Origin of the sequence: Aeromonas sp. 75A, from assembly GCF_051919425.1 — a bacterium.
Classification (GTDB): Bacteria; Pseudomonadota; Gammaproteobacteria; order Enterobacterales; family Aeromonadaceae; genus Aeromonas; species Aeromonas veronii.
Map to the genome: position 1 here is coordinate 3,918,544 of NZ_JBQBES010000002.1, position 15,564 is coordinate 3,934,107.

14 protein-coding genes are annotated in these 15,564 nt (G+C 61.3%); all 14 read right to left on the reverse strand.

Annotated elements, in window-relative coordinates; all coding sequences use genetic code 11:
• Positions 1–134: 134 nt before the first annotated feature.
• Positions 135–1,598, reverse strand: a complete 1,464-nt coding sequence (nuoN, locus tag ACTG2T_RS18195; RefSeq protein ID WP_330124521.1) for an NADH-quinone oxidoreductase subunit NuoN — start codon at positions 1,596–1,598, stop codon at positions 135–137.
• The gene (gene nuoM / locus ACTG2T_RS18200) at positions 1,595–3,139 is read right to left on the reverse strand and encodes an NADH-quinone oxidoreductase subunit M (RefSeq protein WP_005337249.1); all 1,545 of its coding nucleotides are present in this window, start codon (positions 3,137–3,139) and stop codon (positions 1,595–1,597) included. Before nuoM ends, nuoN begins: the two co-directional genes overlap by 4 nt.
• Before the next feature lie 98 nt (positions 3,140–3,237).
• Complete coding sequence (gene nuoL, locus ACTG2T_RS18205) at positions 3,238–5,085, reverse strand: NADH-quinone oxidoreductase subunit L (RefSeq protein ID WP_330124522.1); 1,848 nt, start codon at positions 5,083–5,085, stop codon at positions 3,238–3,240.
• Positions 5,082–5,390, reverse strand: coding sequence for an NADH-quinone oxidoreductase subunit NuoK (gene nuoK, locus ACTG2T_RS18210; protein WP_005337247.1), 309 nt, complete (start codon positions 5,388–5,390; stop codon positions 5,082–5,084). Before nuoK ends, nuoL begins: the two co-directional genes overlap by 4 nt.
• Complete coding sequence (gene nuoJ / locus ACTG2T_RS18215) at positions 5,387–5,938, reverse strand: NADH-quinone oxidoreductase subunit J (RefSeq protein WP_139747384.1); 552 nt, start codon at positions 5,936–5,938, stop codon at positions 5,387–5,389. The genes nuoK and nuoJ overlap by 4 nt, the downstream gene beginning before the upstream one ends.
• A 10-nt stretch (positions 5,939–5,948) precedes the next feature.
• Positions 5,949–6,491 (reverse strand): NADH-quinone oxidoreductase subunit NuoI, encoded by a 543-nt coding sequence (nuoI, locus tag ACTG2T_RS18220; protein ID WP_101346854.1) that lies wholly within the window; start codon positions 6,489–6,491, stop codon positions 5,949–5,951.
• A gap of 10 nt (positions 6,492–6,501) precedes the next feature.
• On the reverse strand, positions 6,502–7,470 hold the full coding sequence (nuoH, locus tag ACTG2T_RS18225; protein WP_111899614.1) for an NADH-quinone oxidoreductase subunit NuoH: 969 nt from the start codon (positions 7,468–7,470) through the stop codon (positions 6,502–6,504).
• The gene (gene nuoG / locus ACTG2T_RS18230; protein WP_330124523.1) at positions 7,467–10,223 is read right to left on the reverse strand and encodes an NADH-quinone oxidoreductase subunit NuoG; all 2,757 of its coding nucleotides are present in this window, start codon (positions 10,221–10,223) and stop codon (positions 7,467–7,469) included. The genes nuoH and nuoG overlap by 4 nt, the downstream gene beginning before the upstream one ends.
• 41 nt (positions 10,224–10,264) lie before the next feature.
• Entirely contained in the window at positions 10,265–11,650 is a 1,386-nt protein-coding gene (gene nuoF, locus ACTG2T_RS18235) for an NADH-quinone oxidoreductase subunit NuoF (protein ID WP_005359832.1), read from the reverse strand.
• Positions 11,647–12,189: an NADH-quinone oxidoreductase subunit NuoE gene (nuoE, locus tag ACTG2T_RS18240; protein ID WP_128814753.1), complete on the reverse strand. Its 543-nt coding sequence runs from the start codon at positions 12,187–12,189 to the stop codon at positions 11,647–11,649. The genes nuoF and nuoE overlap by 4 nt, the downstream gene beginning before the upstream one ends.
• An 80-nt stretch (positions 12,190–12,269) precedes the next feature.
• Complete coding sequence (nuoC, locus tag ACTG2T_RS18245; RefSeq protein ID WP_330124524.1) at positions 12,270–14,075, reverse strand: NADH-quinone oxidoreductase subunit C/D; 1,806 nt, start codon at positions 14,073–14,075, stop codon at positions 12,270–12,272.
• Between the two features lie 2 nt (positions 14,076–14,077).
• Positions 14,078–14,752, reverse strand: a complete 675-nt coding sequence (locus ACTG2T_RS18250; RefSeq protein WP_005344917.1) for a NuoB/complex I 20 kDa subunit family protein — start codon at positions 14,750–14,752, stop codon at positions 14,078–14,080.
• Positions 14,753–14,781: 29 nt separating this feature from the next.
• On the reverse strand, positions 14,782–15,186 hold the full coding sequence (locus ACTG2T_RS18255) for an NADH-quinone oxidoreductase subunit A (RefSeq protein ID WP_150998911.1): 405 nt from the start codon (positions 15,184–15,186) through the stop codon (positions 14,782–14,784).
• A gap of 100 nt (positions 15,187–15,286) precedes the next feature.
• Entirely contained in the window at positions 15,287–15,523 is a 237-nt protein-coding gene (locus tag ACTG2T_RS18260) for a hypothetical protein (protein ID WP_330124525.1), read from the reverse strand.
• Between the last annotated feature and the right edge of the window lie 41 nt (positions 15,524–15,564).

Sequence of the window (15,564 nt, forward strand, 5' to 3'; positions counted from 1 at the left end):
AGCCAATGGCTTTGTCGCAGCGTATGTTGATGAGGGAGAGAGTTGATCCATGCTCTGCAAATGGGTTCGGGGGAAAGGATGAGGATAAAAAAAACCGGCAGCCAAGGCTGCCGGTTTTGATTTGGAGAAGGGGATTATTGCAGAACTACGTTCTGGAAACCCTGTACCAGAGAGATGACCGGTTGTGGGTAGAGGCCGAGCAACACCACCAGCGCTGCAGAGAGCAGCACTACCAAACCACCGGAGGAGAGTGCCCAGTCGGCGCTGGCATCGCGCTGCTGCATACCCGGTTCGCGCAGATAGAGGGTCACCATCACCTTGAGGTAGTAGTAGAGACCCAGTGCGCTGCCGAGCACGATGGCACCGGAGAGCCACCAGAGCTGCGCCTCGACGGTGACGCCGATGAGGTAGAACTTGCCGATAAAGCCGAGGGTCATCGGGATGCCTGCCAAGGAGAGCATCATCACCGTCAGCACGGCTGTGAGGTAAGGACGCTTCCAGAACAAGCCGCGATAGCTGTGCAGGGAGTCTGCATCCTTGCCGCGATAGGGGCTCGACATCATGCTCACCACCCCAAAGGCACCCAGGCTGGTGAACAGATACATCAGCAGGTAGACCCCGGCTGCTTCCACCGGCATCTGGCCGAATCGGCTCGCCACGATTACCGCCAGCAGGTAGCCGAAGTGGGAGATGGAGGAGTAACCCAGCATCCGTTTGATGTTGGTTTGCACCAGGGCCAGCAGGTTGCCGACCAGGATGGAGATGACCGCCATGGCTGCCAGCAGCCAGTGGATCATGGGATCGCTCGCCGCCGGTACCGCCAGATAGAAGCGCAGCAGCACGGCAAAGACCGCCACCTTGCTGACGGTGGCGAGGAAGGTGGCGACCGGTGCCGGGGCACCTTCGTAGACATCCGGGGTCCAGAGGTGGAAGGGGGCCAAGGAGAGTTTAAAGGCGAAACCGACCAGCATTAACCCCAAACCCCCCATCAGCAGCGGGTGGTGAGCCGGGCTCTCGGCCAGGGTCTGCCCCAGGGCTGCAAAGCTCAGGCTGCCTGCCTGTGCATAGAGCAGCGCCATGCCAAACAGCAGGAAGGCGGTAGCTGCGGCAGAGAGCACCATGTATTTCACCGCGGCTTCCAGCGAGTGGCGCTCGCGGTAGGCGTAACCCACCAGACCGAACATCGGCAGGGTCAGCATCTCGATCCCGATAAAGAGAGAGGCGAGGTGACGGGAGCAGGCCAGCACCAGACCACCAGCGGTGGCGATCAGCAGCAGCAGGAAGAACTCCTCCCGGTTGTCCGGGTAGGCTTTCAGCCACGATTGACCGAAGGTGCAGGTGGCCAGGGCGCCGATGAGCACCAGTCCCATGTAGAAGACGGCGTAACTGTCCACTTGCAGCAGCGGGGTGACCCCCTGATCCCCTTGCGCCATCACGATGGGCAGCGAGAACAGAGCAAGGTTGAGGCCAACAATGGTCACGGTAAAGGCGGTAGTGACACAGCGGCGCCACGCGATGGCCAGCATCAGGGCCGCCATGGCCCCGGTGGTCAACAGCAGGGGAAGCAGTGCCAGCAGTTGGGAAGCGGAGAAAGTCATTGCAGGGCTCCAGCAGTCGGCAGCAGATACCAGTGCAGCACGTTGATAAGGCTGCTGCTGGCGGTGTCAATCACGGGTTGGGGATAGAGGCCAAGCAGAACCAGCAGGCCCGCGATCACCATCATCATGGTCAGCTCGCGGCGATCCAGTCCCTTGAGCATGCTCTCATCCTTGGCGGGGCCAAAGCAGGCGCGCTGCAACATGATGAGGGAGTAGACCGAGGCCAGTACCAGACCGAAGGTGGCGACCGCCGTGATGACAGGGGCAACCTGGAAGCTGCCGACCAGGATCAGGAACTCGCCGACAAAGTTGCCGGTGCCCGGCATGCCGAGCGACGCTACCGAGAAGAACAGCATCACGCCGGGCAGATAGCGCAGGCGTCCCCACAGGCCGCCCATCTGGCGCAGATCCCGGGTGTGCAACCGCTCGTAGAGCTGACCGCAGAGGATAAAGAGGCCGGCAGCCGAGAGACCGTGGGCGATCATCTGCACCACGGCGCCCTGCAGGGCCAGCTCGCTACCCGAGTAGATGGCGATCATCACAAAACCCATGTGGGAGATGCTGGTGTAGGCTACCAGCCGTTTGATGTCGGTCTGGGCAAAGGCCACGATGGCACCGTAGACGATACCGATCAGGCCAAGCACCATGGCGTAGGGGGCAAACTCGGCGGACGCCTCGGGGAAGAGCGGCAAGGCAAAACGCAGCAGACCGTAGGCGGCGGTTTTGAGCAAAATACCGGCGAGATCCACCGAGCCTGCGGTCGGCGCCTGACTGTGGGCATCCGGCAGCCAGCCGTGCAGCGGCACCAGTGGCATCTTGACCGCGAAGGCGATAAAGAAGCCCAGCATCAGCAGCCACTGAACGCCCTTGCTCATCGGGGTATTGAGCAGCTCCAGATAGTTGAAGGTGAAGACTCCGGTGGCATGCTGGTGGGTCAGCACCAGCCCGATGATGGCCACCAGCATGATAAGGCCCGAAACCTGGGTGTAGATAAAGAACTTGGTCGCGGCGTTGATCCGTGATTTGCCGTCAGTGACCGAATGGCCCCAGAGCGCAATCAGGAAGTACATGGGGACCAGCATCATCTCCCAGAAGAAGAAGAAGAGGAACAGGTCCAGCGCCATAAAGACCCCGAGCACGCCGCCCAGGATCCAGAGCAGGTTGAGGTGGAAGAAGCCGATGCGCTGCACGATCTCTTTCCACGAACAGAGAATGGCCAGTACTCCGATAAAGCAGGTGAGGATCACCATCAAGAGCGACAGGCCATCCACCGCCAGATGCAAAGAGATGCCGAAGCGGGGGATCCAAGGCAGGCGCCACTCGGCGGCCCAGGCGGAGGCAGCACCAGAGACGCCCGCGCTGTCGAGGCCGGTCGTGGCAAGGGAGAAATCACCACTTAGCCAGATGGCACAGGAGAGCAGCAGGCTGGCGCTCATGGAGAGCAGGGCAACCCAACGGACAAACTGCCCGCCGAGACGCTCCATCTGCCAGCAGAGCAAGCCGCCGATAAAAGGAATTAGCAAGATCCAGAGTAAGGTCACGGTATCAGCTCTCGTTCAAGTTCATATGAGATTGCGCTCCCTGTTCCATCAGGGAGAGCAAACAGCCTGGCTGTATGATTGTCCGGTTGTTCATCGAGTTACCCCAGCAGCAACAGCGCCAGCACCAGCACGGCGCCGATCCCCATGGAGGCGGCATACCAGCGCAACTTGCCGGTCACGGTCCAGGCTAGCAGCTGGTTGCCACGCAGGGCAAGCCAGGCGGGCAGGCCCATCATCCAGTCCAGCGGATCCTGCCCGACCAGACGGGTCGCCAGCAGATAGGGTTTGACCCACAGCTGGTCATAGAGCCAGTCAAAGCCCCAAGCGTTGAACCAGAGGGTGCTGAGCAGGCGGCCCGGCGCGCTGTTGGCAATGGAGGTGGCCAGACGGCGCTCACCAAGGAACAGAAACGCGGCCAGCGCGATGCCAGCAATGGCAATGATGCCGGAGGTGATCTCCAGCGCATGGCGACCCTCTTCGATATGGTCCCCCGGGCCTGCGGGTAGTACACCTGCCAGTGGCGGGGTGATCAGCGCGCCTATGCCGGTGGAGAGCACCAGCAATACCAGCAGCGGCAGATGGTGAGCCAGACCGTGGCCCGCATGGGCTTTGGTCTGCTCTTGGCCATGGAAGGCGATAAAGATCAGCCGGAAGGTGTAGAGCGAGGTGAGGAATGCCCCTACCAGACCTGCCCACAGCAGCGCGCTTTGGCCAGAGGCTTCTACTTGCCACAGGATGGCGTCCTTACTGTAGAAGCCGGAAGTGACCAGCGGCAACGCCGCCAGCGCAGAGCCGCCCACCAGGAAGCAGGCATAGACCAGCGGCAAACTCTTGCGCAGGCCACCCATCTTGAAGATGTTCTGCTCATGGTGGCAGGCAACGATAACGGCACCGGCGGAGAGGAACAGCAGCGCCTTGAAGAAGGCGTGGGTCATCAGGTGGAAGATGGCCCCTTCCCATGCGCCGACACCGAGAGCCAGGAACATGTAGCCAATCTGGCTCATGGTGGAGTAGGCGAGGATCCGCTTGATATCGGTCTGAACCAGCGCGGCAAAGCCTGCCAGCACCAGGGTGATGGCGCCAACCAGCCCGACCAGATGGAGGATCTCTGGCGCCAGCAGGAACAGGCCGTGGGTACGGGCAATCAGGTAGACACCGGCGGTCACCATGGTGGCGGCGTGGATCAGCGCTGAGACAGGGGTCGGGCCTGCCATCGCATCCGCCAGCCAGGTTTGCAGCGGCAGCTGGGCCGATTTGCCGACCGCGCCGCCCAAGAGCATCAGGCAGGCCAGCGACAGGGCAGGGGAGCCCTCGGCAAACAGGGTCGGGGCACGAACCAGCAGCTCGTGGATATTGAGGGTGCCCAGTTCCCGATAGAGGATAAACAGGCCGATGGCGAGGAAGACATCACCCACCCGGGTCACGACAAATGCCTTGAGGGCCGCCGCGCCGTTCTTGCGATCCTTGTAGTAGAAGCCGATCAGCAGATAGCTGCACAGCCCCACCCCTTCCCAGCCGAGGTAGACAAACAGCAGGTCATCGGCCAGTACCAGAAACAGCATGCTGGCGATAAAGAGGTTGGTGTAGGTGAAGAAGCGGGAGTAACCCTCTTCCCCACGCATATACCAGGAGGCGAACAGGTGGATGAAGAAACCCACCCCGGTCACCACCCCCAGCATGGTCAGCGACAGGCCATCCAGTGCCAGCGAGAAGCTCGGGGTAAAGTTGCCCACCGCCATCCATTGCCACAGGCGCTGGACATAGACGCCCCCCTCGGGCGGGTTGCCCAGAAAGTCGATGCCCACCCACAGGGTAGTGAGGGCCGACAGGCCAATGGAGCCAACCCCGATCAGCGCCGAGGTACGCTCGCCAAACCGGCCGAGGGAGAAGGCCAGCACCAGCCATCCCAGCAGCGGAAATAGAAAAGTCAGATATAAGAGGCTCATCCGCGCATCTCGCTCACAGTGTCCACGTTCAGGGTGTGGTAACGACGATAGAGCAGCAGTAACAGGGCAAGGCCGATACTGGCCTCCGCTGCCGCCAGAGAAATCACCAGGATATACATGATCTGGCCATCGGCCTGGGCCCAGCGGCTACCCGCCACCACAAACGCCAGTGCCGAGGCATTCATCATGATCTCGATACTCATCAGGATGTAGAGCAGGTTGCGGCGGATCAGCAGACCGCACAAGCCGATGCAGAACAGCACCGCGGCCAGCAGGAGGCCGTGCTCCATAGGGATTCCATTCATTGCTGACCTCCTTCTTGTGCAGAGCGGGATGCTGTGCGGGGGACGGAGAGCACTTCACCACTCTTTTCTTCCCGACCCAGGTGATAGGCGGTCACCAGACCCGCCAGCAGCAGGATCGAGGCGAGCTCCACCGCCAGCACATAGGGGCCAAATAGTTCGACACCCACCTGCTTGGCGGTCACCTCGGTCACTCCTATCAGGCCCCCACTCACCCCGAGGATGCCGTGGGCCAGAAAGCCCAGCAGGATCAGCGAGAGCAGGGCTGGGCCCCCCCAGGTCATGGGGGTGAGCCACTTTTTCTCCTGCGCCTGCGCTGAACCCAGGTTCAGCATCATCACCACGAACACGAACAGCACCATGATGGCGCCGGCGTAGACGATCACCTGCAGGGCGCCCGCAAAGGCGGCACCCAGGCAGAAGAAGATCATGGCCACGGCGATTAGGGAGATGATGAGATTGAGCAGCGCATGCATGGGATTGCTGGTGCTGATCACCCGCAGCGTGCTGTAAATGGCCACCAGGGCCGAGGCATAAAATGCCAGTTCCATGATTGACTCCTCAGGGCAGCAGGCTCTTGACATCGATGGGCTTGGCTTCGTTTTCGGCATCCCCTTTCGGCTTGCCGTCGATGGCCATCCCGCTCATGCGATAGAAGTTGTAGTCCGGGTATTTGCCGGGCCCGCTGATCAGCAGATCTTCCTTCTCGTACACCAGATCCTGGCGGCGATACTCACCCATCTCGAAATCCGGTGTCAGCTGGATGGCGGTGGTGGGGCAGGCCTCTTCACACAGGCCGCAGAAGATGCAGCGAGAGAAGTTGATGCGAAAGAACTCCGGATACCAGCGACCATCTTCCCGCTCGGATTTTTGCAGCGAGATGCAGCCGACCGGGCAGGCAACTGCGCAGAGGTTGCAGGCCACGCAGCGCTCGTCCCCGTCGGGGTCGCGGGTCAGCACGATGCGACCGCGGTAGCGGGGGGCCGCATAGACTGCCTGCTCCGGATAGCTGAGGGTTTCACGGGGCCGCCAGGCATGGGAGAAGACCATGGCCAGGCTGCGTAACTGGGTGCCGACACCCTGAATAATGCTAACAATTTTCATATTGAGTGCCTCACTGCGTACTTATCAGTACAACTGCCGCGGTGACCAGCATATTGAGCAGGGTCAGCGGCAAGCAGACTTTCCAGCCAAACGCCATCACCTGGTCAAAGCGCGGGCGAGGCAGGGAGGCCCGCAGCAGGATGAAGAACACCATGAAGCAGGCGGTCTTCAGAGCAAACCAGATGAAGGGGGGCAACCAGGGACCATGCCAGCCACCAAAGAAGAGGGTCACGATGAGCGAGGAGATCAGCACGATGCCGATATATTCGCCCACGAAGAAGAGACCCCACTTCATCCCCGCATACTCGATGTGATAGCCGTCGGCGAGCTCCTGCTCGGCTTCCGGCTGATCGAACGGGTGACGGTGGGTGACGGCGACACCGGCAAACAGGAAGGTGACAAAGCCCAGGATCTGGGGCACCACGTTCCACAAGTCTGCCTGTGCCTCGACGATATCCCGCAGGTTGAAACTGCCGGTCTGGATCACGATCCCCATCAGCGACAAGCCCAGAAACACCTCGTAGGAGAGGGTCTGGGCCGAGGCACGCAAGCTGCCGAGCAATGAGTATTTGTTGTTGCTCGACCAGCCGGCGAACAGCACCGCATAGACCGCCAGCCCCGCGATGGCCAGGATGTAGAGCAGTCCCACATTGAGATCCGCCACGCCCCAGGTGGGGGTGATGGGCACCACCGCAAACGCCAGAATAAAGGCAGTGAAGGCGATGATGGGGGCCAGGATAAAGATCCGCCGATCAGCGAACGGCGGGATCCAGTCCTCCTTGAAGAACATCTTGATCATGTCGGCGGCCAGCTGGAGCAGACCAAACGGCCCCACCCGGTTGGGGCCGTAGCGATCCTGCCACAGGGCCAGCAGACGGCGCTCGATGAAGCTCATGAAGGCGCCAGCCCCCACGATCCCCACCAGCACGATCAGTGCCTTGCCCACCTCCAGCAACAGATCGATCAGCGACTCGCTCATGCGATCACCTCCTGCAGGGTAGTGATTGAGGCTTGTTGCAGGGCCGTCGGCAGGCCGTTTACCCCAAGGGGGAGCCCCACCAGACCGGCGCTCAGCTGCTCGCTCAGGCGCAGGCGCAGTTGCCAGTGGCTACCGCCCCAGGAGAAGGAGACCTGACTGCCCCCGTGGAGGGCCAGACGCTGCGCATCTGCTGGATTCAATACCAGCTCGGGTTCGTTCATTCGGGCCTGAATAACCGGGCTGCGAGCGGAGAGCTCTTCGCCGCCAAACAGCTGGGCATAATTGACCACTTGCAGCGCCTCTGCGGCCTTGAAGGGGGCGGGGATGGTGGTGAACCAGCCGAGCAGCTCCTTGCCTTCCGCCTGCGGGTCTGTTGCTTCCAGCAGACGGCGACCCGGATCGCCAGCACGCAGTTTGCCACCCACTTCATCCTGGAACTTGTTCCAGGCGGAGGGAGAGTTCCAGCCCGGCGCCCAGGCGAACGGTACTTGCGGCAGCGGCTGACGGGCTCCGGCATACCCTTCCATGGAGAAGTTGAAGGGGGAGTCGGGATCTTGCGCTACCCGTGGCTCGCTGACGTTCTGATCCGCCAGCATGGAGGTGCGACCACTGTAGCGGTGTGGCTCGCGGGCCAACCGCATGCCACGGATCCGCAAGCCTGCGTTGGGCGCCGCTTCCAGCATGGTAGCGAGCAGCGGGTGGCTGCTGGCGCAAGCGTGGCTGATCTGCTCGAAGTTCTGCCAGCGCAGCGGCTTGCGTTCGATCGCCCCTTGCAGCGCCGCCAGCCAGCGCCACCCTTCACGCACCTGAATATCGGCGTTGTAAAAGGCGGGTGCATAGACCTGGAAGAAGCGCTGGGCGCGCCCTTCCATGTTCACCAGGGTGCCATCGGCCTCGGCAAAACTGGCCGCTGGCAGCACCAGATCAGCCTTGTTGGCGGTCGGGGTCGCCTGATGGTCTATGACCAGCAGGTGCTGCAGCCGTGCCAGTGCAGCATCCACCCGGTTGCGCGGCGCGCGGCGGTAGAGATCGTTCTCCAGAGTGACCAGCGCCAACCCCTCTTCTGACTCGATACGCGCAAGGGCGGCTTCGAGCGGCTTGTCTGACAAGGTTTGAGCGCCCAGCATGGCCAGCCCCAGCGAGTTGGCCTCTTGGCCAACCAGCGCGATGCTCACCTCCTGAGCTCGACCTTTCAGGGCGCGGGCAATGTTGCTGGCCGCCTCAAGCAGCGCCACGTCACGGGCACTGGAGCCTGCAATGATGAGCGGCTTCTTGGCGTTGCCGAGCAGCTCGGCCCAGCGAGTCGCTTGTGCCTGCTGCTCGGGGCAGAGGTCGGCCACGGCCGGTGCTACTGGGTCGAGCAGGTTGGCGATGGCAAAGCCAAGGCGCGCCTGATCGGCATAGGGGGCGTGCAGCTTGTCGGCCGCCACATCGTCCAGACGGGTTGTGTCGAGGCTGGTGATGAGCAGCGGGTAGCGCTCGTTCTGACCCAGGGTCTGAACGGCGGCGACTTGCCACAGATCCACCTTCATCTTGCGGGCAAGCTCGCGGGCCTTGCCCTTGACGGCTTGGCGCAGCGCCAACGCGATACGGGCGGCGCTCATGGTGACATCTTCACCGAGCAGCAGAATGGCGTCGGCCTCTTCCATGTCCCGCAGGCTCGGGGTTGGCACGCTGCCCTGTTGCAGGATCTGCAGCATCTTCAGCTGACAGGCCCATTCGGCCTGCTCGACGCCAGCGTAGAAGTTGTCTGCACCCACCAGCTCGCGCAGGGCAAAGTTGCTCTCCAGCGAGGCGCGGGGCGATCCGATGCCGATGAGGCCGCGGGCCGTGCGCAGGGCATCGGCGGCTCGGTTGAGGGCGCCATCGACCGTGATGGCCAGCTGGTCGTTGCCATCTTTGAGCAGCGGTTGGCGCGGGCGGTCGGCCAGATTGACGTAGCCATAGCCAAAGCGGCCACGGTCACAGAGGAAGTAGTGGTTGACGCTGCCGTGGAAGCGGTTTTCGATGCGGCGCAGCTCGCCATAACGCTCGCCCGGACTGATGTTGCAGCCCACGGAGCATTGCTGGCAGATGCTGGGGGCAAATTGCATGTCCCACTTGCGGTTGTAACGTTCGGAGTGGGTCTTGTCGGTGAAGACGCCGGTGGGGCAGACCTCCACCAGGTTGCCGGAAAATTCGCTCTCCAGAGTGCCATCCTCGACCCGCCCGAAATAGACGTTGTCGTGGGCACCGTAGACCCCGAGATCCTCGCCACCGGCATAATCCTTGTAGTAGCGGACGCAGCGATAGCAGGCGATGCAGCGGTTCATCTCGTGACCGATGAAGGGGCCCAGCTCCTGATTCTGGTGGGTGCGTTTAGTGAAGCGGTAGCGACGGCTGTTGTGGCCTGTCATCACCGTCATATCCTGCAGGTGGCAGGCGCCGCCCTCTTCACACACCGGGCAGTCGTGGGGGTGGTTGGTCATCAGCCACTCCACCACGCTCTTGCGAAATTCTTTAGCCTCTTCATCCTCAATGGCGATGTAGCTGCCATCAGTGGCCGGGGTCATGCAGGACATGACCAGACGGCCGCGCTTGTCATCGGCATTCTGATACTGTTTCACCGCACACTGGCGGCAGGCGCCAACGCTACCCAGCGCCGGATGCCAGCAGAAATAGGGGACGTCCAGACCCAGCGACAGACAGGCTTGCAGCAGGTTATCTGCTCCGTCTACCTCGTACTCTTTGCCGTCTACATAAATGGTTGCCATACAACTTCCCTGAAACCTGTTTTGTGAAATCTGTGGTGTCGTTACCAGCGCTCGCCCAGCAGATTGGGCTGGATCCCTTTGACCGGCTTGCGGTTATCACCGCTGCCTTTGATCCCGGCCTCGAATTCGGAGCGGAAATATTTGATGGCGCTGGCCAGCGGCTCGACGGCGCCCGGCGCGTGGGCGCAGAAGGTCTTGCCCGGGCCAAGGAAACCGCAGAGTTGCTCCAGAGTCGCCAGATCGCCGGATTGCCCTTCGCCACGCTCCAGTGCCCGCAGCAGCTTGACGCTCCAGGGCAGGCCGTCGCGGCAGGGCGTGCACCAGCCGCACGATTCGCGGGCGAAGAACTCCTCCATGTTGCGCAGCAGGGAGACCATGCTGATGGAGTCATCCACCGCCATGGCGAGGCCGGTCCCCATCCGGGTGCCGACCTTGCCGATACCGGCGGTATACATCTGGGCATCGAGGTGCTCCGGCAGCAGGAAACCGGTTCCCGCGCCGCCCGGTTGCCAGGCTTTCAGGCGATAGCCGCTCTTCATGCCGCCGGCGTAATTTTCAAACAGCTCGCGGGCGGTGATGCCAAACGGCAGCTCCCAGACCCCGGGGTTGTTCACCTTGCCGGAGAAGCCCATCAGCTTGGTGCCGTGATCTTCCGAGCCCGGCAGCGCCAGCCCGTGATACCAGGCGACCCCGTTGCCGATAATGGCGGGGACGTTGCAGAGGGTTTCGACGTTGTTGACGCAGGTGGGTTTGCCCCAGACGCCGGAGACGGCGGGGAAGGGGGGTTTGGCGCGCGGGTTGGCACGGCGCCCTTCCAGCGAATTGATCAACGCCGTCTCTTCACCACAGATGTAGCGGCCGGCGCCGGTGTGGACGAACAGCTCGAAGTCAAAACCGGATCCCAGAATGTTCTTGCCCAGTAGACCGGCGGCCTTGGCCTCTTCCACCGCACGGCGCAGATGGATGGCGGCATCAACGTATTCGCCGCGCAGGAAGATATAGCCGCGATAGGCCTTGAGCGCCCGAGCACTGATGATCATCCCCTCGATCAGCAGATGGGGCAGTTGCTCCATCAGCAGGCGATCTTTCCAGGTGTTGGGCTCCATCTCGTCGGCGTTGCAGAGCAGGTAACGGATGTTCATGCTCTCGTCTTTGGGCATCAGCCCCCACTTCACACCCGTGGGGAAGCCCGCGCCGCCACGCCCCTTGAGACCGGCATCCTTGACGGTACTGACAATCTCGTCCGGGCTCATCTGGCCGAGCGCCTTGCGCACCGCTTCATAGCCCTGTTTGGCCTGATACTCCTCCAGCCACACCGGCTGGCCGTCATCCCGCAGCCGCCAGGTGAGCGGGTGGGTCTCGGGGGCTCGCGGGGTGCGATTGGCGGTGCCAAGAGAGGCGAGGATCTTGTTTTGCGGCAGGCTCATGGGTAAGCCTCCAGCGTTTTCAGCAAGGTCACCGGATCGAGGCCGCCATAGGTGTCGTCATCGATCATGATGGCTGGCCCCTTGTCGCAGTTGCCAAGACAGCAGACCGGCAGCAGGGTGAAGCGGCCATCCGGGGTGGTTTGACCGGGGCCGAGGTTCATCACCTCCTTGAGACCGGCCATCAGATCTTCATGGCCATTGATGTAGCAGACCATGCTGTCGCAGACGCGGATGATGTGACGGCCTACCGGCTGGCGGAAGATCTGGCTATAGAAGGTGGCAACCCCCTCCACGTCGCTGGCGGGAATGCCGAGCTCGGCGGCGATGGCGTGAATGGCGCCGTCGGGGACCCAGCCTCTGGCCTGCTGCACGATCTTGAGCGCTTCGATGCTGGCGGCGCGGGGATCTTCGTAGTGGTGTTTCTCGTGTTCGATGGCATCGCGTTCAGCCTGGCTCAGAACGAAGTTGTCCTGTTTGCTGCTGCATGCCCCTTGCCCCTGTGGGGTCTGATTATTGTGACACTGACATTGCTGGCTCATGACTTGACCTTTGGTGGCTTGTCCTTTTACTGCTCGTCCGGCGATCCCGATTCCCAGCCATGGCCGGGAGGGCGGATCACTTAACGGTCCACATCCGACATAACAAAATCGATACTGCCCAGATAGACGATGAGGTCCGATACCATGCTGCCCTTGATCACCGAGGGGATCTGCTGCAGGTGAGCAAAGCTCGGGGTGCGGATCCGGGTCCGGTAGCTCATGGTGGAGCCGTCACTGGTCAGGTAGTAACTGTTGACCCCCTTGGTCGCCTCAATCATCTGGAACGACTCGGCTGCGGGCATCACCGGGCCCCAAGACACTTGCAGGAAGTGGTTGATCAGGGTCTCGATGTGCTGCAGGGTGCGCTCTTTAGGCGGCGGTGTGGTGAGGGGATGATCCGCCTTGAACGGCCCTTCCGGCATGTTCTTCATGCACTGTTCGATGATCGACATGCTCTGGCGGATCTCCTCGATCCGCACGGTGGCTCTGTCGTAGGCATCGCCATTGCTGCCGACCGGCACTTCAAAGTCGAACTGATCGTAACCGGAGTAGGGGCGCCACTTGCGTATGTCGAAGTTGAGGCCGGTGGCGCGCAATCCGGCCCCCGTGGTGCCCCAGGACAACGCCTGCTCGGTGGTGTAGGCAGAGACGCCTATGGTGCGACCGCGAAGAATGCTGTTGCGCATCGCCGCTTTTTCGTAATCCATCAGACGTTTGGGCAACCAGCTCAACAGGTTGTCCTGCACCAGCCGCTGCCATCCCTTCGGCAAGTCGTGGGCCACACCGCCGATACGGAACCAGGCCGGGTGCATGCGGGCACCGGTGATCGCTTCGATGATGGTGTAGATCTTCTGCCGATCGGTGAAGGTGAAGAAGACCGGGGTCATGGCCCCCACGTCCTGGATATAGGTCCCGAGGAACAAGAGGTGGCTCTGGATGCGAAACAGCTCCGCCATCATCACCCGGATCATGTCGACCCGCTGCGGCACCTTGATGCCAGCCAGCTTCTCGACCGCCAGCACATAGGGGAGGTTGTTCATCACCCCGCCCAGATACTCGACCCGGTCGGTATAGGGAATATAGCTGTGCCAGGACTGGCGCTCGCCCATCTTCTCGGCACCGCGATGGTGGTAACCGATATCGGGCACACAGTTACGGATCTCCTCGCCATCGAGTTGCAATACCAGACGGAAGGCGCCGTGAGCCGAGGGGTGGTTGGGGCCGAGGTTGAGGAACATGTAGTCCTCATTCTCGTTGCCGCGGGCCAGACCCCACTCTTCCGGTTTGAACAGCAGGTTCTCCTGCTCCATGTCCTGTTTGGCGGCATCGAGTATGAAGGGATCGAATTCGGTGGCGCGCGCCGGGTAATCCTTGCGCAGCGGGTGACCCTGCCAGCTCTTGGGCATCATGATCCGGGTCAGATGGGGATGGCCATCGAAGGTGATGCCCATCAGATCCCACACTTCCCGCTCGTACCAGTTGGCATTGGGGAAGTGGTTGGTGATGGTGGGCAGATGCAGGTCACTTTCGGCCAGCGCCACTTTCAACATCACATCGGCGTTACGGTCGATGGAGATGAGGTGATAGAAGACGGTGAAATCGCTCTGGGGCAGACCGTCGCGATGGCTGCGCAGCCGCTCATCGGTGGCGCTGAGATCAAACAGCATCACGAACGGGGAGGGCACTTTGCGCAAGAAGCCCATCACATCCTGCAGCAGTTCGCGGGGGAGCCAGACCACCGGCACGCCGGTGCGCGTGGTCTGCACGGTGAAGTGCTCGGCCCCGAAGTGGGCAAACAGTTCGCCAATAACTTTGGCATCCTTGTGGTCGCTGGGCTGCCACTGGGCCATGGCGTAATTGCTGGGAAAATCACGAGTCAGTTTCATGGTCAGATCTCATCCGGCGTGCGCAGGTTGGTCACATTGATCCGTTCGCCGCGCTTGCGCTCTTTTTCGGCCTGCATCTGGGGACGGTAGATCCCCTGATCGCCCACCACCCAGGAGAGGGGGCGGCGCTCTTTGCCGATGGAGTCCTGCAGCAGCATCAGGGCTTGCAAAAAGGCTTCGGGACGGGGCGGGCAACCCGGAATGTAGACGTCGACCGGCAGGAACTTGTCCACCCCCTGCACCACGGAATAAATGTCATACATGCCGCCGGAGTTGGCACAAGCCCCCATGGAGATCACCCACTTGGGTTCGAGCAACTGTTCATACAGGCGCTGGATGACTGGCGCCATCTTGATGAAGGGGGTCCCTGCAATCACCATGAAATCGGCCTGACGGGGCGAAGCGCGGATAACTTCGGCGCCGAAGCGGGCCACATCGTGGGGGGAGGTGAAGGCGGTACACATCTCCACGTAGCAGCAGGAGATGCCGAAGTTGTAAGGCCAGAGGGAGTTTTTGCGGCCCCAGTTGACTGTGTCTTGCAGCACCTCCTCGAGGCGGCCCATCATGATGCCGCGCGTCGCTTCTTGCGCCAGTGGGTCATCGACGGTCTGGCGCTGCTCCTGGGGGTAGCGCTCAACGGGTGCATCCGGGTCAATCCGGGTCAGGGTGTACTTCATGGTGCAACCTCAAGGAAAGGGTCTGTGGTTCAATCACTGTTTTTGTTGTTCAACGGCGGTTTGCGCGGTGACCAGTCCAGTGCGCCGATGCGCCAGAGGTAGATCAGGCCGATAAGCAGCAGTCCGATGAAAATGGTGGCTTCAATAAAGCCGACCCAGCCGCTCTCCCGCACGGAGACAGACCAGGCAAACAGGTAGAGCGCCTCGACGTCGAAGATGACGAAGAACATGGCGACCAGATAGAACTTGGCGGAAAAACGCAGGCGGGCACTGCCGACCGAGTCGACACCAGATTCAAATGGCTTGTTCTTGGTGCGGCCGTAGGCACGACCTCCCAGCAGGGCGGCGAGGCCTATCATCACCAGACAGATGGTGATGGCACCGATGACATAAATGGCAAAAGCCCAATGTTGAGCAGAAATATCAGCAAACATAGAGGTTTTTCCTAACCAAATTAATCAAGCGACTTAACAATAATGTTACGCATTATGACACTTTCGCACTGATTTACATGTCATTTTTACGGGTTAATTATTAATCGGTTAACCGGTAATTAAATTTTGTTAAGAAGCGCACTTTTTTGTTGGTTATGGCGGGCGAGAAAGGCCTGGAAAGCGCAGAGAGCTGCTCCTCGTCATCACCTGAAAGGGGTAAATGCCGCGGGCGAACCCGGATCAGGTCGGTATCGCGGGCAGGGGGCACTGGCGGGAGAAGAGCGTGATGGTGGGTGAGATAGGGGGTGGCAAGAGCAATAAAAAGAGAGGCTTTCAAGCCTCTCCTGTCATCGCGTTCCGGTTTCGAGCGTGGGGCGG